The 15,036-nt window shown below is 33.0% G+C and carries 11 protein-coding genes and 6 tRNA genes; 13 read left to right on the top strand and 4 right to left on the bottom strand.

The window, feature by feature from the left end; all coding sequences use genetic code 11:
• Positions 1-261 precede the first annotated feature (261 nt).
• Together OB7_RS01160 and OB7_RS01155 are read left to right on the top strand one after the other, a co-directional pair.
• Entirely contained in the window at positions 262-1,404 is a 1,143-nt protein-coding gene (locus OB7_RS01160) for a pyridoxal-phosphate-dependent aminotransferase family protein (RefSeq protein WP_004104013.1), read from the top strand.
• Positions 1,404-2,315 carry a hydroxyacid dehydrogenase gene (locus OB7_RS01155; RefSeq protein ID WP_012579513.1) on the top strand — a complete coding sequence of 304 codons (912 nt, stop codon included), beginning with the start codon at positions 1,404-1,406 and terminating at the stop codon, positions 2,313-2,315. Before OB7_RS01160 ends, OB7_RS01155 begins: the two co-directional genes overlap by 1 nt.
• A gap of 55 nt (positions 2,316-2,370) precedes the next feature.
• Here OB7_RS01155 and OB7_RS01150 read toward each other — a convergent pair.
• Positions 2,371-2,446 (bottom strand) — tRNA-Ala (locus tag OB7_RS01150).
• A 186-nt stretch (positions 2,447-2,632) separates the two neighbouring features.
• On the opposite strand from OB7_RS01150, the gene OB7_RS01145 reads away from it, so the two are divergent.
• From OB7_RS01145 to OB7_RS01095, 11 genes are all read left to right on the top strand, one after another.
• Positions 2,633-3,844, top strand: coding sequence for a YgeY family selenium metabolism-linked hydrolase (locus tag OB7_RS01145; protein WP_012579514.1), 1,212 nt, complete (start codon positions 2,633-2,635; stop codon positions 3,842-3,844).
• A 1-nt stretch (position 3,845) separates the two neighbouring features.
• Positions 3,846-4,835, top strand: coding sequence for an ornithine carbamoyltransferase (locus OB7_RS01140; RefSeq protein ID WP_012579515.1), 990 nt, complete (start codon positions 3,846-3,848; stop codon positions 4,833-4,835).
• Between the two features lie 2 nt (positions 4,836-4,837).
• Positions 4,838-6,133 carry a dihydroorotase gene (locus OB7_RS01135; RefSeq protein WP_114702287.1) on the top strand — a complete coding sequence of 432 codons (1,296 nt, stop codon included), beginning with the start codon at positions 4,838-4,840 and terminating at the stop codon, positions 6,131-6,133.
• A gap of 4 nt (positions 6,134-6,137) precedes the next feature.
• Complete coding sequence (locus tag OB7_RS01130; protein ID WP_004104030.1) at positions 6,138-7,421, top strand: amidohydrolase family protein; 1,284 nt, start codon at positions 6,138-6,140, stop codon at positions 7,419-7,421.
• A 19-nt stretch (positions 7,422-7,440) separates the two neighbouring features.
• Entirely contained in the window at positions 7,441-8,523 is a 1,083-nt protein-coding gene (locus tag OB7_RS01125) for a 4Fe-4S binding protein (RefSeq protein WP_114702286.1), read from the top strand.
• A gap of 90 nt (positions 8,524-8,613) precedes the next feature.
• Positions 8,614-8,690, top strand: a tRNA-Pro gene (locus OB7_RS01120).
• Between the two features lie 3 nt (positions 8,691-8,693).
• A tRNA-Gly gene (locus OB7_RS01115) sits at positions 8,694-8,769 on the top strand.
• 12 nt (positions 8,770-8,781) lie between these two features.
• Positions 8,782-8,858, top strand: a tRNA-Arg gene (locus OB7_RS01110).
• A gap of 24 nt (positions 8,859-8,882) precedes the next feature.
• Positions 8,883-8,958 (top strand) — tRNA-His (locus OB7_RS01105).
• Positions 8,959-8,974: 16 nt separating this feature from the next.
• Positions 8,975-9,051 (top strand) — tRNA-Arg (locus tag OB7_RS01100).
• 68 nt (positions 9,052-9,119) lie between these two features.
• On the top strand, positions 9,120-9,383 hold the full coding sequence (locus OB7_RS01095; protein ID WP_004104037.1) for a stage V sporulation protein S: 264 nt from the start codon (positions 9,120-9,122) through the stop codon (positions 9,381-9,383).
• Between the two features lie 62 nt (positions 9,384-9,445).
• Here OB7_RS01095 and OB7_RS01090 read toward each other — a convergent pair whose 3' ends face one another.
• Genes OB7_RS01090 through OB7_RS01080 form a run of 3 tightly spaced genes read right to left on the bottom strand, consistent with a single transcriptional unit; the run spans position 9,446 to position 15,025 of the window.
• A complete protein-coding gene (locus OB7_RS01090; RefSeq protein WP_012579518.1) occupies positions 9,446-10,999 on the bottom strand; it encodes a bifunctional UDP-sugar hydrolase/5'-nucleotidase in 1,554 nt (517 codons plus the stop codon).
• A gap of 27 nt (positions 11,000-11,026) precedes the next feature.
• Positions 11,027-12,754, bottom strand: coding sequence for an ABC transporter ATP-binding protein (locus OB7_RS01085; RefSeq protein ID WP_114702285.1), 1,728 nt, complete (start codon positions 12,752-12,754; stop codon positions 11,027-11,029).
• Positions 12,755-12,760: 6 nt separating this feature from the next.
• Entirely contained in the window at positions 12,761-15,025 is a 2,265-nt protein-coding gene (locus OB7_RS01080) for a fibronectin type III domain-containing protein (protein WP_114702284.1), read from the bottom strand.
• Between the last annotated feature and the right edge of the window lie 11 nt (positions 15,026-15,036).

The following is a 15,036-nucleotide window of genomic DNA, read 5'->3' as shown; positions in this document are numbered from 1 at the left end:
CCAAATATATGTATCTTATCTCTCATTGTTTGCAATTTTTTGCATGCAAAATTTTGCATTTTTTAACAATTGAAATAATTCTATAATAAGTGTACAATAGAAATACAAAATAGTAAAACTCTAAATAAGCAAGTTTTCCTTCAAAATTAGCAATTTTCTCTAGTTTATTGAAAAATACTAACAATAAACTCCATTTACAATTCATTTATTTAATTTAAAATTGTAAGTGGCAACTACAAAAAAACTAGGAGGTGTTATCAAATGATCAAAAAGAATTATCTTTTGGCTCCTGGGCCAACTCCAGTCCCATCTGAGATTTTACTAGAAGGCGCTCGTGAAACCATTCACCACAGAACTCCACAATTTGTAAAAATATTAGAAGAAACTTTGAATGAGTTAAAATATCTCTTTCAAACAGAACATAGAGTTTACACACTCCTTTCTTCTGGAACCGGTGCTTTAGAAGCTGCTGTAACAAACCTTTTAAACCCTGGAGATAAAGCAATTATTGTCGAAGCAGGTAAATTTGGAGAAAGATGGAGAGAAATTGCAGAAAGATTTAATGTAAACGTTGTATCCATTAAATTAGAATGGGGAGAAGCTGTTACACCAGAACAAATTAAAGAAGCTATTGAAAAACATCCAGATGCAAAAGCTGTATTTACAACATATAGTGAAACATCAACTGGTACAGTTATTGATCTTGAAGGTATCGCAAAAGTTACAAGAGATACAGATGTAGTTCTCGTAACTGATGCTGTTAGTGCACTTCTTGCAGAACCATTAAAGATGGACGAATGGGGAGTAGACGTTGTTGTAAGTGGTTCTCAAAAAGGCGTTATGCTCCCTCCAGGCCTTGCATTTATTGCATTAAATGATAAGGCATGGAAATTAGTAGAAAATTGCAAAAATTCTAATTACTACTTTAACCTCAAAGCATACGCAAAAAAATATCCAGACAATCCATGGACTCCAGGTGTTAACTTAATATACATGTTAAGAAAAGCAATTCAAATGGTTAAAGAAGAAGGAATCGAAAATGTTTGGGAAAGACACAGAATACTTGCAGACGCAACAAGAGCTGCAGTAAAAGCTATGGGGTTAGAACTCTTCTCCAAACGCCCAGGAAACGTTGCTACTGCAGTCAAAGTTCCTGAAGGTGTAGATGGAAATAAATTAACAAAAATAATGAGAGATAAATATGGTGTAACAATTGCAGGTGGGCAAGAACACGTAAAAGGTAAAATCTTTAGAATTTCAACGCTCGGATATTTGAGCATTTTTGACACAATTGTTGGTATCTCTGCACTTGAGTTTGTTTTGAATGAACTTGGATACAAAGTAGAATTTGGTACAGGAGTCAAGGCAGCTCAAGAGGTTCTCTTCAAGGAGGTAAACAAATAATGAGAATACATGTAAATGATCCTCTTGACAAGAGTGCCATGGAAAGGCTCAAGAACTCTGGATACAACGTAACTTCAGAGCACCTTGAAAAAGAAGAGCTAATAAAGGAAATTCCAAATATAGACGTATTAGTTGTAAGAAGTGCAACAAAAGTAACTGCTGACATCATTGAAGCTGGAAAAAATTTAAAAATAATTGCAAGGGCAGGAACTGGACTTGACAACGTTGATGTTGAAAAGGCAAAAGAAAAAGGTATTAAGGTTATAAACACTCCCGGAGCAAATGGAATTTCTGTTGCAGAACTTGCAATTGGGTTAATGATTTCCTGTGCAAGGCATATTGCAAAAGGAACGATTGATCTAAAAAATGGTGAGTGGACAAAAAAACAACTAAAAGGTCACGAACTCTATAAAAGAACAGTTGGAATTATTGGCTTTGGAAACATTGGAAGAGAAGTTGCAAAAAGATTACTTGCTTTTGACATGAGAGTACTTGCATATGATCCTTTTGTTAAAGAAACAGATATGAATGTTGAAATAGTTGATCTTGACACAATATTCAAAGAATCAGATTTTATTACAATTCACGTTCCTCTAACAAATGAAACAAAGCATCTAGTATCAAAAGATGCATTTGAAAAGATGAAAGATGGAGTCATATTAATCAATGCCGCACGCGGCGGAGTAGTTGATGAAGAAGCACTTTACAACGCTCTTATCTCTGGAAAAGTCTATGCAGCTGGTCTTGATGTATTTGAAGTTGAACCTCCAACAGATGAACTAAGAAAAAAACTTCTTGAACTTCCAAATGTTGTTGCAACACCCCACATTGGAGCTTCAACAGTTGAAGCACAATTGAGAGTTGGACAAATAATAGTTGATAAGATCCTTGAAGAAGTTAAAAAGTTGTAATCTCAAAAAGTATAAAACAAAACCTCCACGCAATTAGCGTGGAGGTTTATTTTTTTGGTGGAGCCGATGGGATTTGAACCCACGGCCTCTACCGTGCGAAGGTAGCGCTCTCCCAACTGAGCTACGGCCCCATCACAACTAATAATTTAGCACATTATTTTTTTTTGTCAACAAAACTTTTTATCTTTCTAGTATATTTGTTTTTCACAAATATCCTTTAAAAATACAATTTTCTTTCCATTTTTTCTGTTTTTCATATATTTTTTATAGCTTTAATTCAAACTATAATACAAACAAAAGATATGGGAGGTGTTTTGATGAATAAAGCATTAGAGCTTGCTTATAAATACAAAAATGAAATCGTTAAGTTCATGAGCAAACTCATAAAAGCAAAAAGCTATTCTGGACAAGAAAAAGAAGTTGTTCATGTAATAAAAGAGGAAATGGAAAAAGTAGGTTTTGATGAAATTAAAATTGATGGATTAGGAAACATTATTGGAAAGATTGGAAATGGAAAATACAAAATTGCAATGGATGCACACATTGATACCGTAGACGTAGGAAATGAAAAACTCTGGGAAAAAGACCCTTTCAGCGGAGATTTTGATGAAAAATGGGTGTATGGCCGAGGGGCTTCCGATCAAAAAGCCGGAATGTGCTCTATGGTGTATGGTGCAAAAATTTTAAAAGAACTGGGACTTTTTGATGATTTTACACTTTACATAACCGGTACAGTAATGGAAGAAGATTGCGATGGACTTTGCTGGAGATATATTGTAGAAAAAGAACATCTAAAACCTGATTTTGTTGTAATTACTGAACCTACATCGTTAAATATATACAGAGGTCATAGAGGAAGAATCGAATTTAGAATTAGAACTACAGGACTGTCGGCCCATGCAAGCGCACCTGAAAGAGGTGTCAATGCTATTTATAAAATGGCAAAAATAATAAATGAAATTGAAAAATTAAATGACCGTTTAAAAAGCGATTCTTTCCTTGGAAAAGGCACAATTGTTGTTTCTCAAATTTTCTTTAAATCCCCTTCTCATAACGCTGTTCCAGACGAGTGCGAAATACAAATTGATAGAAGAATAACTGAAGGTGAAACAAAAGAAACAGTCTTTGCAGAAATAAAAGATGTATTTAAAAGAGCCGGTATAAAAGATGCTGAAATTATTGAACTTGAATACAAAAAGCCATCCTATACAGGTGAAATTTTTCCAACCGAAAAATACTTCCCTGTTTGGACTTTCCCAGAAGATAGTTTCATAGTGCAAGCAGCAAAAAAGAATTACATCGATGTTTTTGGAAAAGAACCTTTCATAGATAAATGGACATTTTCAACAAATGGTACTGTAACAGCCGGAGTATATGAAATACCAACTGTTGGTTTTGGTCCTGGAGAAGAAAGGTTTGCACATGCACCAAATGAAAAAGTAGAAATAGAACATCTTGTAAAAGCTGCTGCATTCTATGCAACTTTTCCAAAGACAATTGTTGAACTTTTAAAAACAAGGAGGGGTTAAGATGTCCACATTTTTTAGAGGAAGGCATTTTATAACCACACAAGATTTTACAAATGAAGAAATTGAACTCATGCTAGATCTTGCAAGAGATCTAAAAATTAAGTTCAGCCATGGAGAACCAACTCCATACCTTTTGTACAAAACATTGTTTTTAATATTCTTTGATGAAAGCACAAGAACAAGAAATAGTATGCAAGCTGGTATTGCTCAATTAGGTGGTACTGGAATTTTCTTAACACCAGATAAAATGCAAATTGCCCATGGTGAAGTTGCAAAAGATACTGGAATAATTCTTTCAAGATTCGGTGATGGAATAGGAATTAGATACTGTAAATTTGGTGAAGGAAACAAATATTTAAATGAAATAGCAAAACATTCAAAAGCTCCAGTCATGAATTTACAGGATGATGTTTACCATCCTTTCCAGGTAATGGCTGACCTTATGACAATTCAAGAAAGGTTTGGCAAAAATTTAAGAGGATTAAAAGTAGGTATTAGTTGGGCATATGCTGAAAGCCATTTAAAACCTTTATCCGTCCCTCAATCTCAAATATTGTTATTTACTAGGTTTGGTATGGATGTAACTTTGGCTTATCCCGAAGGATTCGATCTCATGCCTGACATTGTTGAACAGGCAAAGAAAAATGCGGAAATGTATGGTGGAAAATTAGAAATATCTCATAAAATGGAAGATGCCTTTGTTGATGCTGATATTGTTATTCCTAAAAACTGGGGAGGATTCTTTGTATCAGATAATCCTGATGAAATAAGAGCAGAGCAAGCAAAACATAAAAATTGGATATGTACTGAAGAATTAATGAAACTTACCAAAAAACATTCAATCTACATGCATGCTCTTCCAGCAGACAGAGGAAAGGAAGTTGTTGATAGTGTTATAGACGGCCCACATTCCGTTGTTTACGATGAAGCAGAAAATAGGCTCCATACAGCAAAAGCGGTAATGACTTTACTCATGGGAGGAAGATTTTAGCAATGTTTGATTTGGGTATAATAAACGGAAAACTATACCTTGATGGGCAATATATTAACGCAAATTTATTTATAAAATCAGGGAAAATAGTTGATATATCAACAACCTTTCAAAAAAGCAAAGAAGAAATTAATGCAGCCGGGAAGGTTGTTCTTCCCGGCTTTATTGACCCACATGTTCACTTTGAACTAAACCTTGGAAAATATACTTCCGTTGATGACTTTGAAAGCGGAAGTATATCTGCATTATTTGGTGGTGTTACAACTATTATTGATTTTTTAGATCCAATATCAAACATCGAAGAATTAGAAAATGCTTTTAAAACTCGTTTATCCGTTGCAAAAAAGTCCCTTGTTGATTATTCATTTCATGCAACTTTAGGAAATTTTGAAGGGAACATAAATACATTAATAAGTAAAATAAAAGAACTAGGAACAACATCTATAAAAATCTTTACTGCTTATTCTTCAAGTAATAGAAGAACTAATGACAGAAGGATGTTTGAATTGTTCAAAATTTCAAAAAACTATAACATCCCAATTTTAATTCATGCAGAAAACGAAGATATGATTATTGAAAATGTACCTATAAATTTTCATTCTAAAGCAAGACCTGAAATCTCTGAAATCTCTGAGATAATTAAAATTGCTGAATTCTTAAATCAAATTAAAGCAACTGCATACATTGTCCATACAACTTGCGGAAGTTCAATAGAAGAAGTTAAAAATAGGTTTAATGACATTTTAAACAAAAATATTTTCTTTGAAAGCTGTCCCCATTACTTTTACTTTGATGATGGCGTATATGAATCTAAAAAAGGTTATCTTTACACTATGACTCCACCTTTGAGAAACAAAAAAGAGAAAGAGAAGTTAAAAAATAACATAGATAATATTTTCTCAATTGGTACTGATCACTGTTCATTTAACAGCAAAGAAAAGCGTAAAAGAAAAACCGGAAACCTTCCAATGGGAATCGGCGGAATAGAACATTCTTTTGTTCTAATGTACTCTTTATTCGGTGAGAAAATAATAGACAAATTTACCATAAATCCTGCAAAATTTTTCGGACTTTATCCCAAAAAAGGAACTTTACTTCCCGGTGCAGATGCTGATATAGTGATATTTAATCCAAAGTATAATGGAAAAATAAGCATGTCGCATACAAAAGCAGATTACGATCTTTACTTAGGAACTCAAATTAGAGGAAAGGTTGAAAAAGTAATTAAAAACGGTGTTGTAACAATTGATCAAGATAAATTGGTCAATAAAGTTAAAGGCAACTTTATCAGGAGGTAGATTTATGAAAGCAATAATAAATGCTAAAATTTTTGACTATGAAAATTTTCATGAAAATTACTATATAATTTTTGATAAAAAAATAATAGATATTGGTTCTATGGAAAATTTTAAAGGTGCACCACAAACAATTGATGCAAAAGGAAACTTTGTTTTACCCGGTTTTGTAATAGGTCATACCCACATTTATTCAACCTTTGCAAGGGGATTAAATTTGCCATTTAATCCATTAAATTTCAAAGATATACTTACTCAACTTTGGTGGAAACTTGATTCACAACTTGCAAAAGAGGAAAACTATTACAGTGCTCTTGTTGCAGGAATTGAATTCATCAAAAACGGTGTAACAACAGTAATTGATCATCATGCAAGCGGACTCCAAATAAAAGGTAGTTTAAATACATTAAAAAAGGCTCTTTGTGATGAAGTTGGATTAAGAGGAATCTTTTGCTTTGAAACTAGTGATAGGTTTAATGTAGATGAATGCATTGAAGAAAATTTAGAGTTTTTAAAGACGCGTTCTGAAATGCATGTTGGATTATTTGGACTTCATGCTTCACTAAGTTTATCTGATAATACTCTCGAAAAAGTTTCTAAACTTTACAAAGGCCCAATCCACATTCACACTGCTGAAAGCATAGACGATGTAGAAGATTCCCTTTCAAAATATGGGCTTCGTGTAATTCCTCGATTAGAAAAATTTGGATTGTTAAGGGAAAATTCAATACTTGCCCATTGTGTTCATACTTCAGAAGAAGAGCTTGAATTGATCTCAAAGAATAACTGTTTTGTTGCCTTAAATGTTACATCAAACATGAACAACGCTGTTGGACTGCCAAATTACAAGTTAATGAAAAAACACAATGTTAAGGTTATAGCAGGAAATGATGGTCTAGGGTTTAATTTTGCAAGAGAACTCTTAAACCTCTATTTTTCAATGAAGTTAAAAGGAAATTCACCACTTTCTTTTTCATTTGACGACTTAAAAAGCATAATATCAAATACTTATGAAATTGCAAGCAAACATTTAAACGTAAAATTAGGAAAAATTAAACCTGGATATGCAGCAGATCTAATTATTGTTCCATATACTCCTCCAACTCCTTTAAATAGTGAAAATGCTTTTGGACATGTGATATATGGATTATTTGATAATTTTAGACCTTCTCATGTTATAGTCAACGGAAAAATTTTAATGCAAAATTATGAGACAAATTTGCAAGTAAATGAAATATACAAACAAGCAAGAAAAGTTGCTGAATATCTTTGGAAAAAGTTAAACAAATAAACCAAGGGGGGGAAATTGGATGGATTTATCAACTAATATATCTGGGATAAAAATTGATAACCCAGTTATGCCAGCTTCTGGCCCATTAGTTGGTGACTATGAAAAGTTAATGTTTATTGATTCTATGGGAGTTGGAGCAATTGTTACAAAAACTATATCAACAAAAGCTGCTCAAGTACCAAGGCCATGCATATATGGTGAAAACAACTTTGCAATGAATGCTGAACTTTGGTCGGAATTACCTCCTGAAAAGTGGATTGATGAAATACTTCCAAAACTTAAAAAAAATCTAAAAAAACCCCTAATTGTTAGTGCAGGCTACTCAAAAGAAGATATGGAAAAATTAATACCACAATTAGATCCATTTGCAGATGCATTTGAAATTTCAACACATTATGTAGGAAAAGATTACAATACAATAGCTGAAATAGTTAAAACTATTAGAAAAAACACAAAAAAACCAATCTTTATGAAAATAAGCCCACATATTCCAGATCCAGTAGAATTTACAAAAGTTGCAATAGGAAATGGGGCAAACGGTATTGTTGCTATCAATTCACTTGGTCCAACAATGAAAATTGACATTAAAAACAGAAAAGTTTTAATTGGTAATGAAAAAGGTCAGGTTTGGCTTTCAGGTCCGGCTATAAAACCGTTAGCACTTGCAATAGTTAAAATGCTTAGAGACGCTTTCCCAGATATTACTATCATAGGTGTTGGTGGAATAAAATCAGCTGATGATGTTATTGAATTTTTACTTGCTGGCGCAGACGCTGTGCAACTTTTATCTTCAGCGTTGATTTATGGAAAAGATATATATGAGAGAATTATAAAAGATTTACCTAGAAAGCTTGAAAAATATGGATTTAATAGCGTAGAGGAAATCAGAAAAACAAAATTAGATATTCCGAACGTAAAATATATTGCCAACAATCCAATTGTTGACCATGAGAAATGTACATTGTGTAAAATTTGTGAAAAGGTATGCCCTTACTTTGCAATTACAATTGATACTAAGGTTCACGTTGATCCTAATAAATGCTTTGGATGCGGATTATGCGAAAGCAGATGCCCTGTCAAAGCAATAAGTGGTGTGCTATAATATTAAAACAAAAATCTAAAAAAATTTACATTTATAGTATATTGACATAGGTTATTAGTTATGCTATAATCAATATCGGTCTCTGAAATTCGGGGCGTAGCGCAGTTGGCTAGCGCGCCTGTCTTGGGAACAGGAGGCCGCTGGTTCGAGTCCAGTCGCCCCGACCATATGCGGGTGTAGCTCAATTGGTAGAGCATCGGCCTTCCAAGCCGAGGGTTGCGGGTTCGAGTCCCGTCGCCCGCTCCAAAATGAATTTGCGCGCCCGTAGCTCAATAGGATAGAGCACCGGACTTCTAATCCGGGGGTTGTGGGTTCGACTCCCGCCGGGCGCGCCAAAATTTAATATATAACTATTGATGGTGGCTATAGCTCAGCTGGTAGAGCGCCTGACTGTGGATCAGGTGGTCGCGGGTTCAAATCCCGCTAGCCACCCCATTTTTTATTGTATAACGCGCCTGTAGCTCAACTGGATAGAGCGTCGGACTTCGGATCCGATGGTTGCGGGTTCAAATCCTGCCAGGCGCGCCATAAGGGACAGTCCCACTACACAGACTTAGCAAAATTTTACTTAACAACATTGTAAAGGAGGTATTAGTATGGAAGTCCTTAAAGTTGCATCAGGTTCAAACCCAAACAAAGTTGCAGGTGCTCTCGCAGGTGTAATTAGGGAAAAAGGGAAGGCTGAAGTTCAAGCAATTGGTGCAGGTGCTGTAAATCAAGCAGTTAAGGCTATTGCAATTGCAAGAGGTTATTTGGCACCAAGTGGAATTGATCTTGTCTGCGTTCCTGCATTTACCGATGTTAATATTGAAAATGAATCAAGAACTGCTCTTAAATTTATTGTCTTTCCAAGAGAATAACTGAATTTATAATATGAAAAAAGCCCGGTCTTTTTGACCGGGCTTTTATCTTTTTTATTATCTTATTCATTTATTCTAATATATCTTGGTGTGTCATCATAGCTATCAATTTTGCCACCTAATCCTTTTTGAATGTATTCTACTACAACGTCAGCTAGTACAAAGCCTGTGTCATATCCTGTTGCTTTTGCTTCTTTAAGCATTGAGTAGCCGTCTCCACCACCAGCCATATAATTATTTGTTACAACTTTATATACCTTGTCCATTTCTAATGGTTTTCCATTAACCATTACTTTTGTTACCTTTCCATTTTTGCTTTCAAATGTAAGACCTGCAACATGCAAAAATGCACCTTTTCCTTCTGGTATATTTGCTGCGTATTCTAATACCTTCATAACGTCTGATCCTTTCATCTTCATAACGTATACTGTGTTTCCGAATGGAAGAACTGTTAAAATATTTCTAATTGTAATTTTTCCAGGTTCAATAGATGCTCTAATTCCGCCACCATTTTGGAAGGCAATATCTGCTCCTGTTTTCCAGAGCATTGCATCAGTTATAAGGTGGCCTAGATTTGTATCTCCTGATCTTACATGTGCTCTTTCACCGTCAAGCAATACTTTTGTTTCACCAATTACTGTATCAAGTTTCTTTGAACCAAGTTTTGCAAAGTAATCAAGTGGAACTTTTACATACATTGCTGGCTCATATGGTTTTCCAACGTATTCATAGATAGAATTTCCATTTTCATCTTTACCTTTATACACTTTTAGATTTACTGGAATTGGAGTCCAATTCCATTCTTTTATTTTTCCATTTTCAACATCTAAATCAAGTTTTCCAACAATTTTTCCCCATTCCCATGCTTGAACAACAATTGTATTATTAATAACTTTAGCTTCTTCAAGCTTTGTATGGCTATGTCCATCAATAATTACATCAATGCCATCAACATTTTGTGCAAGTTCTTCAGATGTTGTATAGTTTCCTTCATATTCTTGTCCCATTCCAAGGTGTGTTAATGCGACAACTACATCTGCTTTTTCTCTTAACATAGGAACAAGTTCTTTTGCAACCTCTATGGCATTTCTAAATTCTAAATCTTGGCTGTATAGCGGTTCAAGAATGCTTGTCTCTTCAGTTGTTAAACCAAAAATTGCTACTTTAATTCCACCAACATTTTTGATTATATATGGTGTAAAGAATGGTTTTCCATCTTTATATATATTTGCTGATAAAAATGGGAACTTTGCAATGCTCATTTGATACTTTAAAACATCGCGAGGTTTATCAAATTCGTGATTTCCAACTGCCATAGCATCTAACTTCATCCTGTTGAGTGCGAAAATGTCCGGCAATGCATTTAACAAATCTGATTCCGGAACACCTGTGTTAATATCACCTGCATGCAAGAATAACACGTTTGGATTCTTAGCACGCTCTTCATCAATTATGGATGCTATAACTGCAAATCCACCAATATCTGGGTTATGATATTCACTGAAAGTCCATGCATGACCATGTGTATCGTTTACATGGAAAATGCTTATTTTAACTGCAAATACACTTAATGCTAAAACTACCATCAAAATAACTAAAAACTTCAAATTTCTCATACAAACACCTCCTTTTAGGGTTTAAAATTAACTAAGTTCCTCCTCAATTAATTGTTTTCTATACATTTTTGCATAAAGCCCATTTAAGTTTATTAGTTCATCATGTTTTCCACTTTCAATTATTTCTCCGTTATCAAAAACATAAATCATATCTGCATTAGTCAAAACTTTCAACCTATGGGTAATAATAACCATGGTTTTATTTTTCATACTTTCTCTCAAAGTTTTAATAATTTTTTCTTCAGTTTCAGGATCTACTGCTGACAAACAATCATCAAATATATATACATCACTATTTCTAATTAAAGCTCTTGCAATCGTAACTCTTTGTTTTTGTCCTCCCGAAAGTGTAACACCTCTTTCACCAACAACCGTGTCATAACTTTTTGGAAATCTCTCTATATCACTATGAACTGCAGAAAGCATTGCATATTCTTTTACCTGCCATTCATCAAAATCTTCCATTCCAAATGCAATATTATTCTTTAAACTTGTTGAAAACAAAAACGTTTCTTGTGGAACATAGGATATTTTCGTTCTAACAATTTTTGATGGAATATCGTTGATATCATAACCATTTACAAATACGTGACCTCTTTGAACAGGATAGAGTTTACTTATTATCTTTACTATTGTAGACTTTCCACTTCCTACTGTTCCAACGATTCCAACCAATTGACCTTTTGAAATTTTCATGTTTACGTTTTTCAAAACTAATCTATCGGATTCTGGATATGCAAAATTTAGATCTTTAATTTCAATGTTGTCAATACTTTCTATTTTTATATCTTGATTTTCAGGTTCGACAACCTTTGATTGTGTATTTAAAATATTCAATACTCTGTTATACGATGCCCTACCATTTTGAATTATATTGATAACCCAACCAATTGCTGTCAAAGGCCAGACTATCATACCAATATAGTTATTGAATGCAAAAAATTCTCCTAATGTAATTTTTTGGTTTATAACCATTGGACCACCATATGCGATAGTTATAAAGTAAGCCATAGAACTAATAAAATGTATTAGCGGCCACATAATTCCCCAAACTTTTATTAGAGAAAGTGTTGCTTTAAAGTTATCCTTTGCCTTAACTTGAAATATTTCTTCAAACTTTGGCAAAATAGAAAACGTTTTTAAAATTCTTACACCATCTATTGATTCTTCAGTAAAACCACTTAAATCAGAAAATGTATCCTGAACTTTTTTTGAACGCTTGTAAATAAATTTTCCAAAAACAAGGGAAATAAGTACTATAAGCGGAAGTGGTATTAAAGCTATAAGCGTTAATTTCCATCCAACGCTAGTTGCCATAAAAAAGATCGTAATTACAGACATAAATGATGCATCGACCATCATCACTATTCCAGGCCCCATCATTCTTTCAATATTGTTCATATCATTTGTAAAATGTGCCATTAAGTCTCCACTTCTATGTTTATCAAAAAACGACATATCAAGTGAAAGAATTTTGTCGTACAAAATTTTTCTTGCCTCATATGTAAACTTTCTGGCACTTCCAATTATAAAAAATCTCCAGAAAAATCTAGTAATAAACATACCAATTGCAATCCCGACAATTCCAAGCGCCATAATTTTTGCAACATTAACATCGGGAGTTTCAACATTTAGACTGTCAACTGCACGGGAAATAAACTTTGGAACAATAAGTTGAAGTGTATCAACAACAATGAGTGTAAATACTCCAGCAAGGTAAAACCAAAATCTTTTCTTTACAAAGTCTTTGATCAAGTGTTTTCACCTCTCAATTTTTCCTATAAATACATCCACATTCCCTATATGCTTGTCAAATAGTCCGCTATGCGAACTAGTATTTCCGATAAATATTATACCATTTTTTGTAATTAATCCATACTTTATTTCATCTTCTTCATATCCACCATTTACAATTGTCCATTTTCCTAAATTTGAAATAAATAAATCTCCAAAGCCTTTTGCCGTATAATATGTGTAAAAATCACCATCTCTTGAATTAGTACTTCCAAATAAATAGACATTATCTTTATAAATCTTTATATCGTTGCAAATATCATTACCACTACCACCAAGCAATTTTTCTTCTAAACGTACTCCATCTTCATTGAGTTGTAAATAATAGACATTTGCATCTTCTGTTTCTCCATCTTTATTAAAGTATACCTTTGAAACAATATAGACAAAGCCATCCGTAACATTTAACGCACTTACTGTATCGTTATTTTCACTACCAAACACCCTTGTAACTTTCGGTTTGAAATTTTTATCTAAGTACATAACAAATATATCTTTCATACCATTATTTTTAGGTATATCTACATCTTTTGACATAGTATTTCCAACAATTACATAACCCTTACTTGTCTTTGAAAAGCTTACTGCTTCATCAAACTCACTTCCACCGTAATTTCTAGTCCAAATTACTTTTCCATCATAATCAAGTTTTTGTATAAAAACATCATTCCAACCATACAAATTTACAAAATCATCCGACCATGTATCACCCAAAATGTAAATACCATCATCACTTAACATTAGCTTTTTAGCAATATCTTTATATTTTCCCCCATATCTCTTTTTGAAGAGAAAAATACCATTTTTCAATGCAGAAAGGATGTAATCTCCATCTTTGGTATTTGCCAATATATAGAAAACACCATCTTTTTCTTCAACATCGACACCTTCACCTTTAATGTTTAGATCTAAGTTATATTTTCCACTAACATCGCGTAATATGACGTTTTCTCCACTGGTCATTAAAATATATATATCATCATCTATTTGCAAAACATCATTTACAAAATCATCATTTTCTGTGCCAATTACATCAATTATTTCAACTAAAGGACCTGTTTTAAACTCAAAAATAGTACTTTCGACGCTATTTACACCATCTGAAACAACCAACTTCCAAAAATAAGTAGTGTCTGGTAAAAGACCCTTATACTCATAGCTTTTTGCTTTGTAATTAGATACAATCTTTTTTAATTTATCTTTCTCTGTTCCAAGGTACAAAGTTACAGAAGGTTCAGTTTTATCATCTTTAATATTCCACCTAAACACTAGCTTGTCTGAAATTCCACTAAATCCATCCTTTGGAAAAAGAACTTCAAAACTTGGCGGTACATTATCTTTACTTTCAACAAAAATTTCCTTGTAGGGGCTATAAAACCTTTTGCCAGAATCATTTTCAACCCTCAATCTTACCTTATACCTAACCCCTTCTTTAAAATCAGTAAAAAGATAAAAATCTTTATCCAATTTTATTTCTCTTTCTTTATCTGATATTATTTGTAAAAAGTATTTATAGCCCTCTAATCTTTTAAATGAAATCAAAAATCCATCTTTCTTCTTTGCTATATCAAAAGTTGGTATAAAATCTACCTTTTCTTCTTCACTATTAATTTCTAAATAATTTAATTTTGATTCTGCCACTCCACCAAATTCATCAAAACAAACAATCTTCCAGCTGTATTTACCAGCTGGAAGATTTAACCTGTAAAAATTATTTTTTAAATCTATTTTGTTTACATTGTTTGAAGAATCGTACAAAAATAAAGAATAACTTAGTAGATCATTATCTGGGTCTTCGGCATTCCACTCAAAACTTACCACATTTTTGTCAACACTTGCTTTTACATCTTCCAAAATCGGAAAATTATTAACTATTGTAAATGTAGCAATACTACTTTCAATTAATTTATTTCCAAACTTAGATTGTACTTTCCAATAATAAGTTCCGGGTTCTAGTACTTTTTCCAAGTTATTATCTATACCTGAATAAATCTCTTGCATAGATTCTTTGCTATTTCCAAGAAAGACATGGGAAAACAAAGTAATCTGCCTTTTATAATCAACATCCCAAGAAAATTTTACTTTTCTTTGCTTTAAAATTTCGCTAGCACCCGGAGATTTTAAAACAATTAAAGGAACATCTTTTTTTGAAATTTTAACTATTAATATTAACGAAAATATTGTGAAAAAAACAAAAATAAGATAAATTAGTAATTTCTTTTTATTTTCCAATTACATCTCCC

This window comes from Thermosipho africanus Ob7, from assembly GCF_003351105.1.
GTDB lineage: Bacteria > Thermotogota > Thermotogae > Thermotogales > Fervidobacteriaceae > Thermosipho > Thermosipho africanus.
This window is presented reverse-complemented; position numbering and strand designations above follow the sequence as displayed.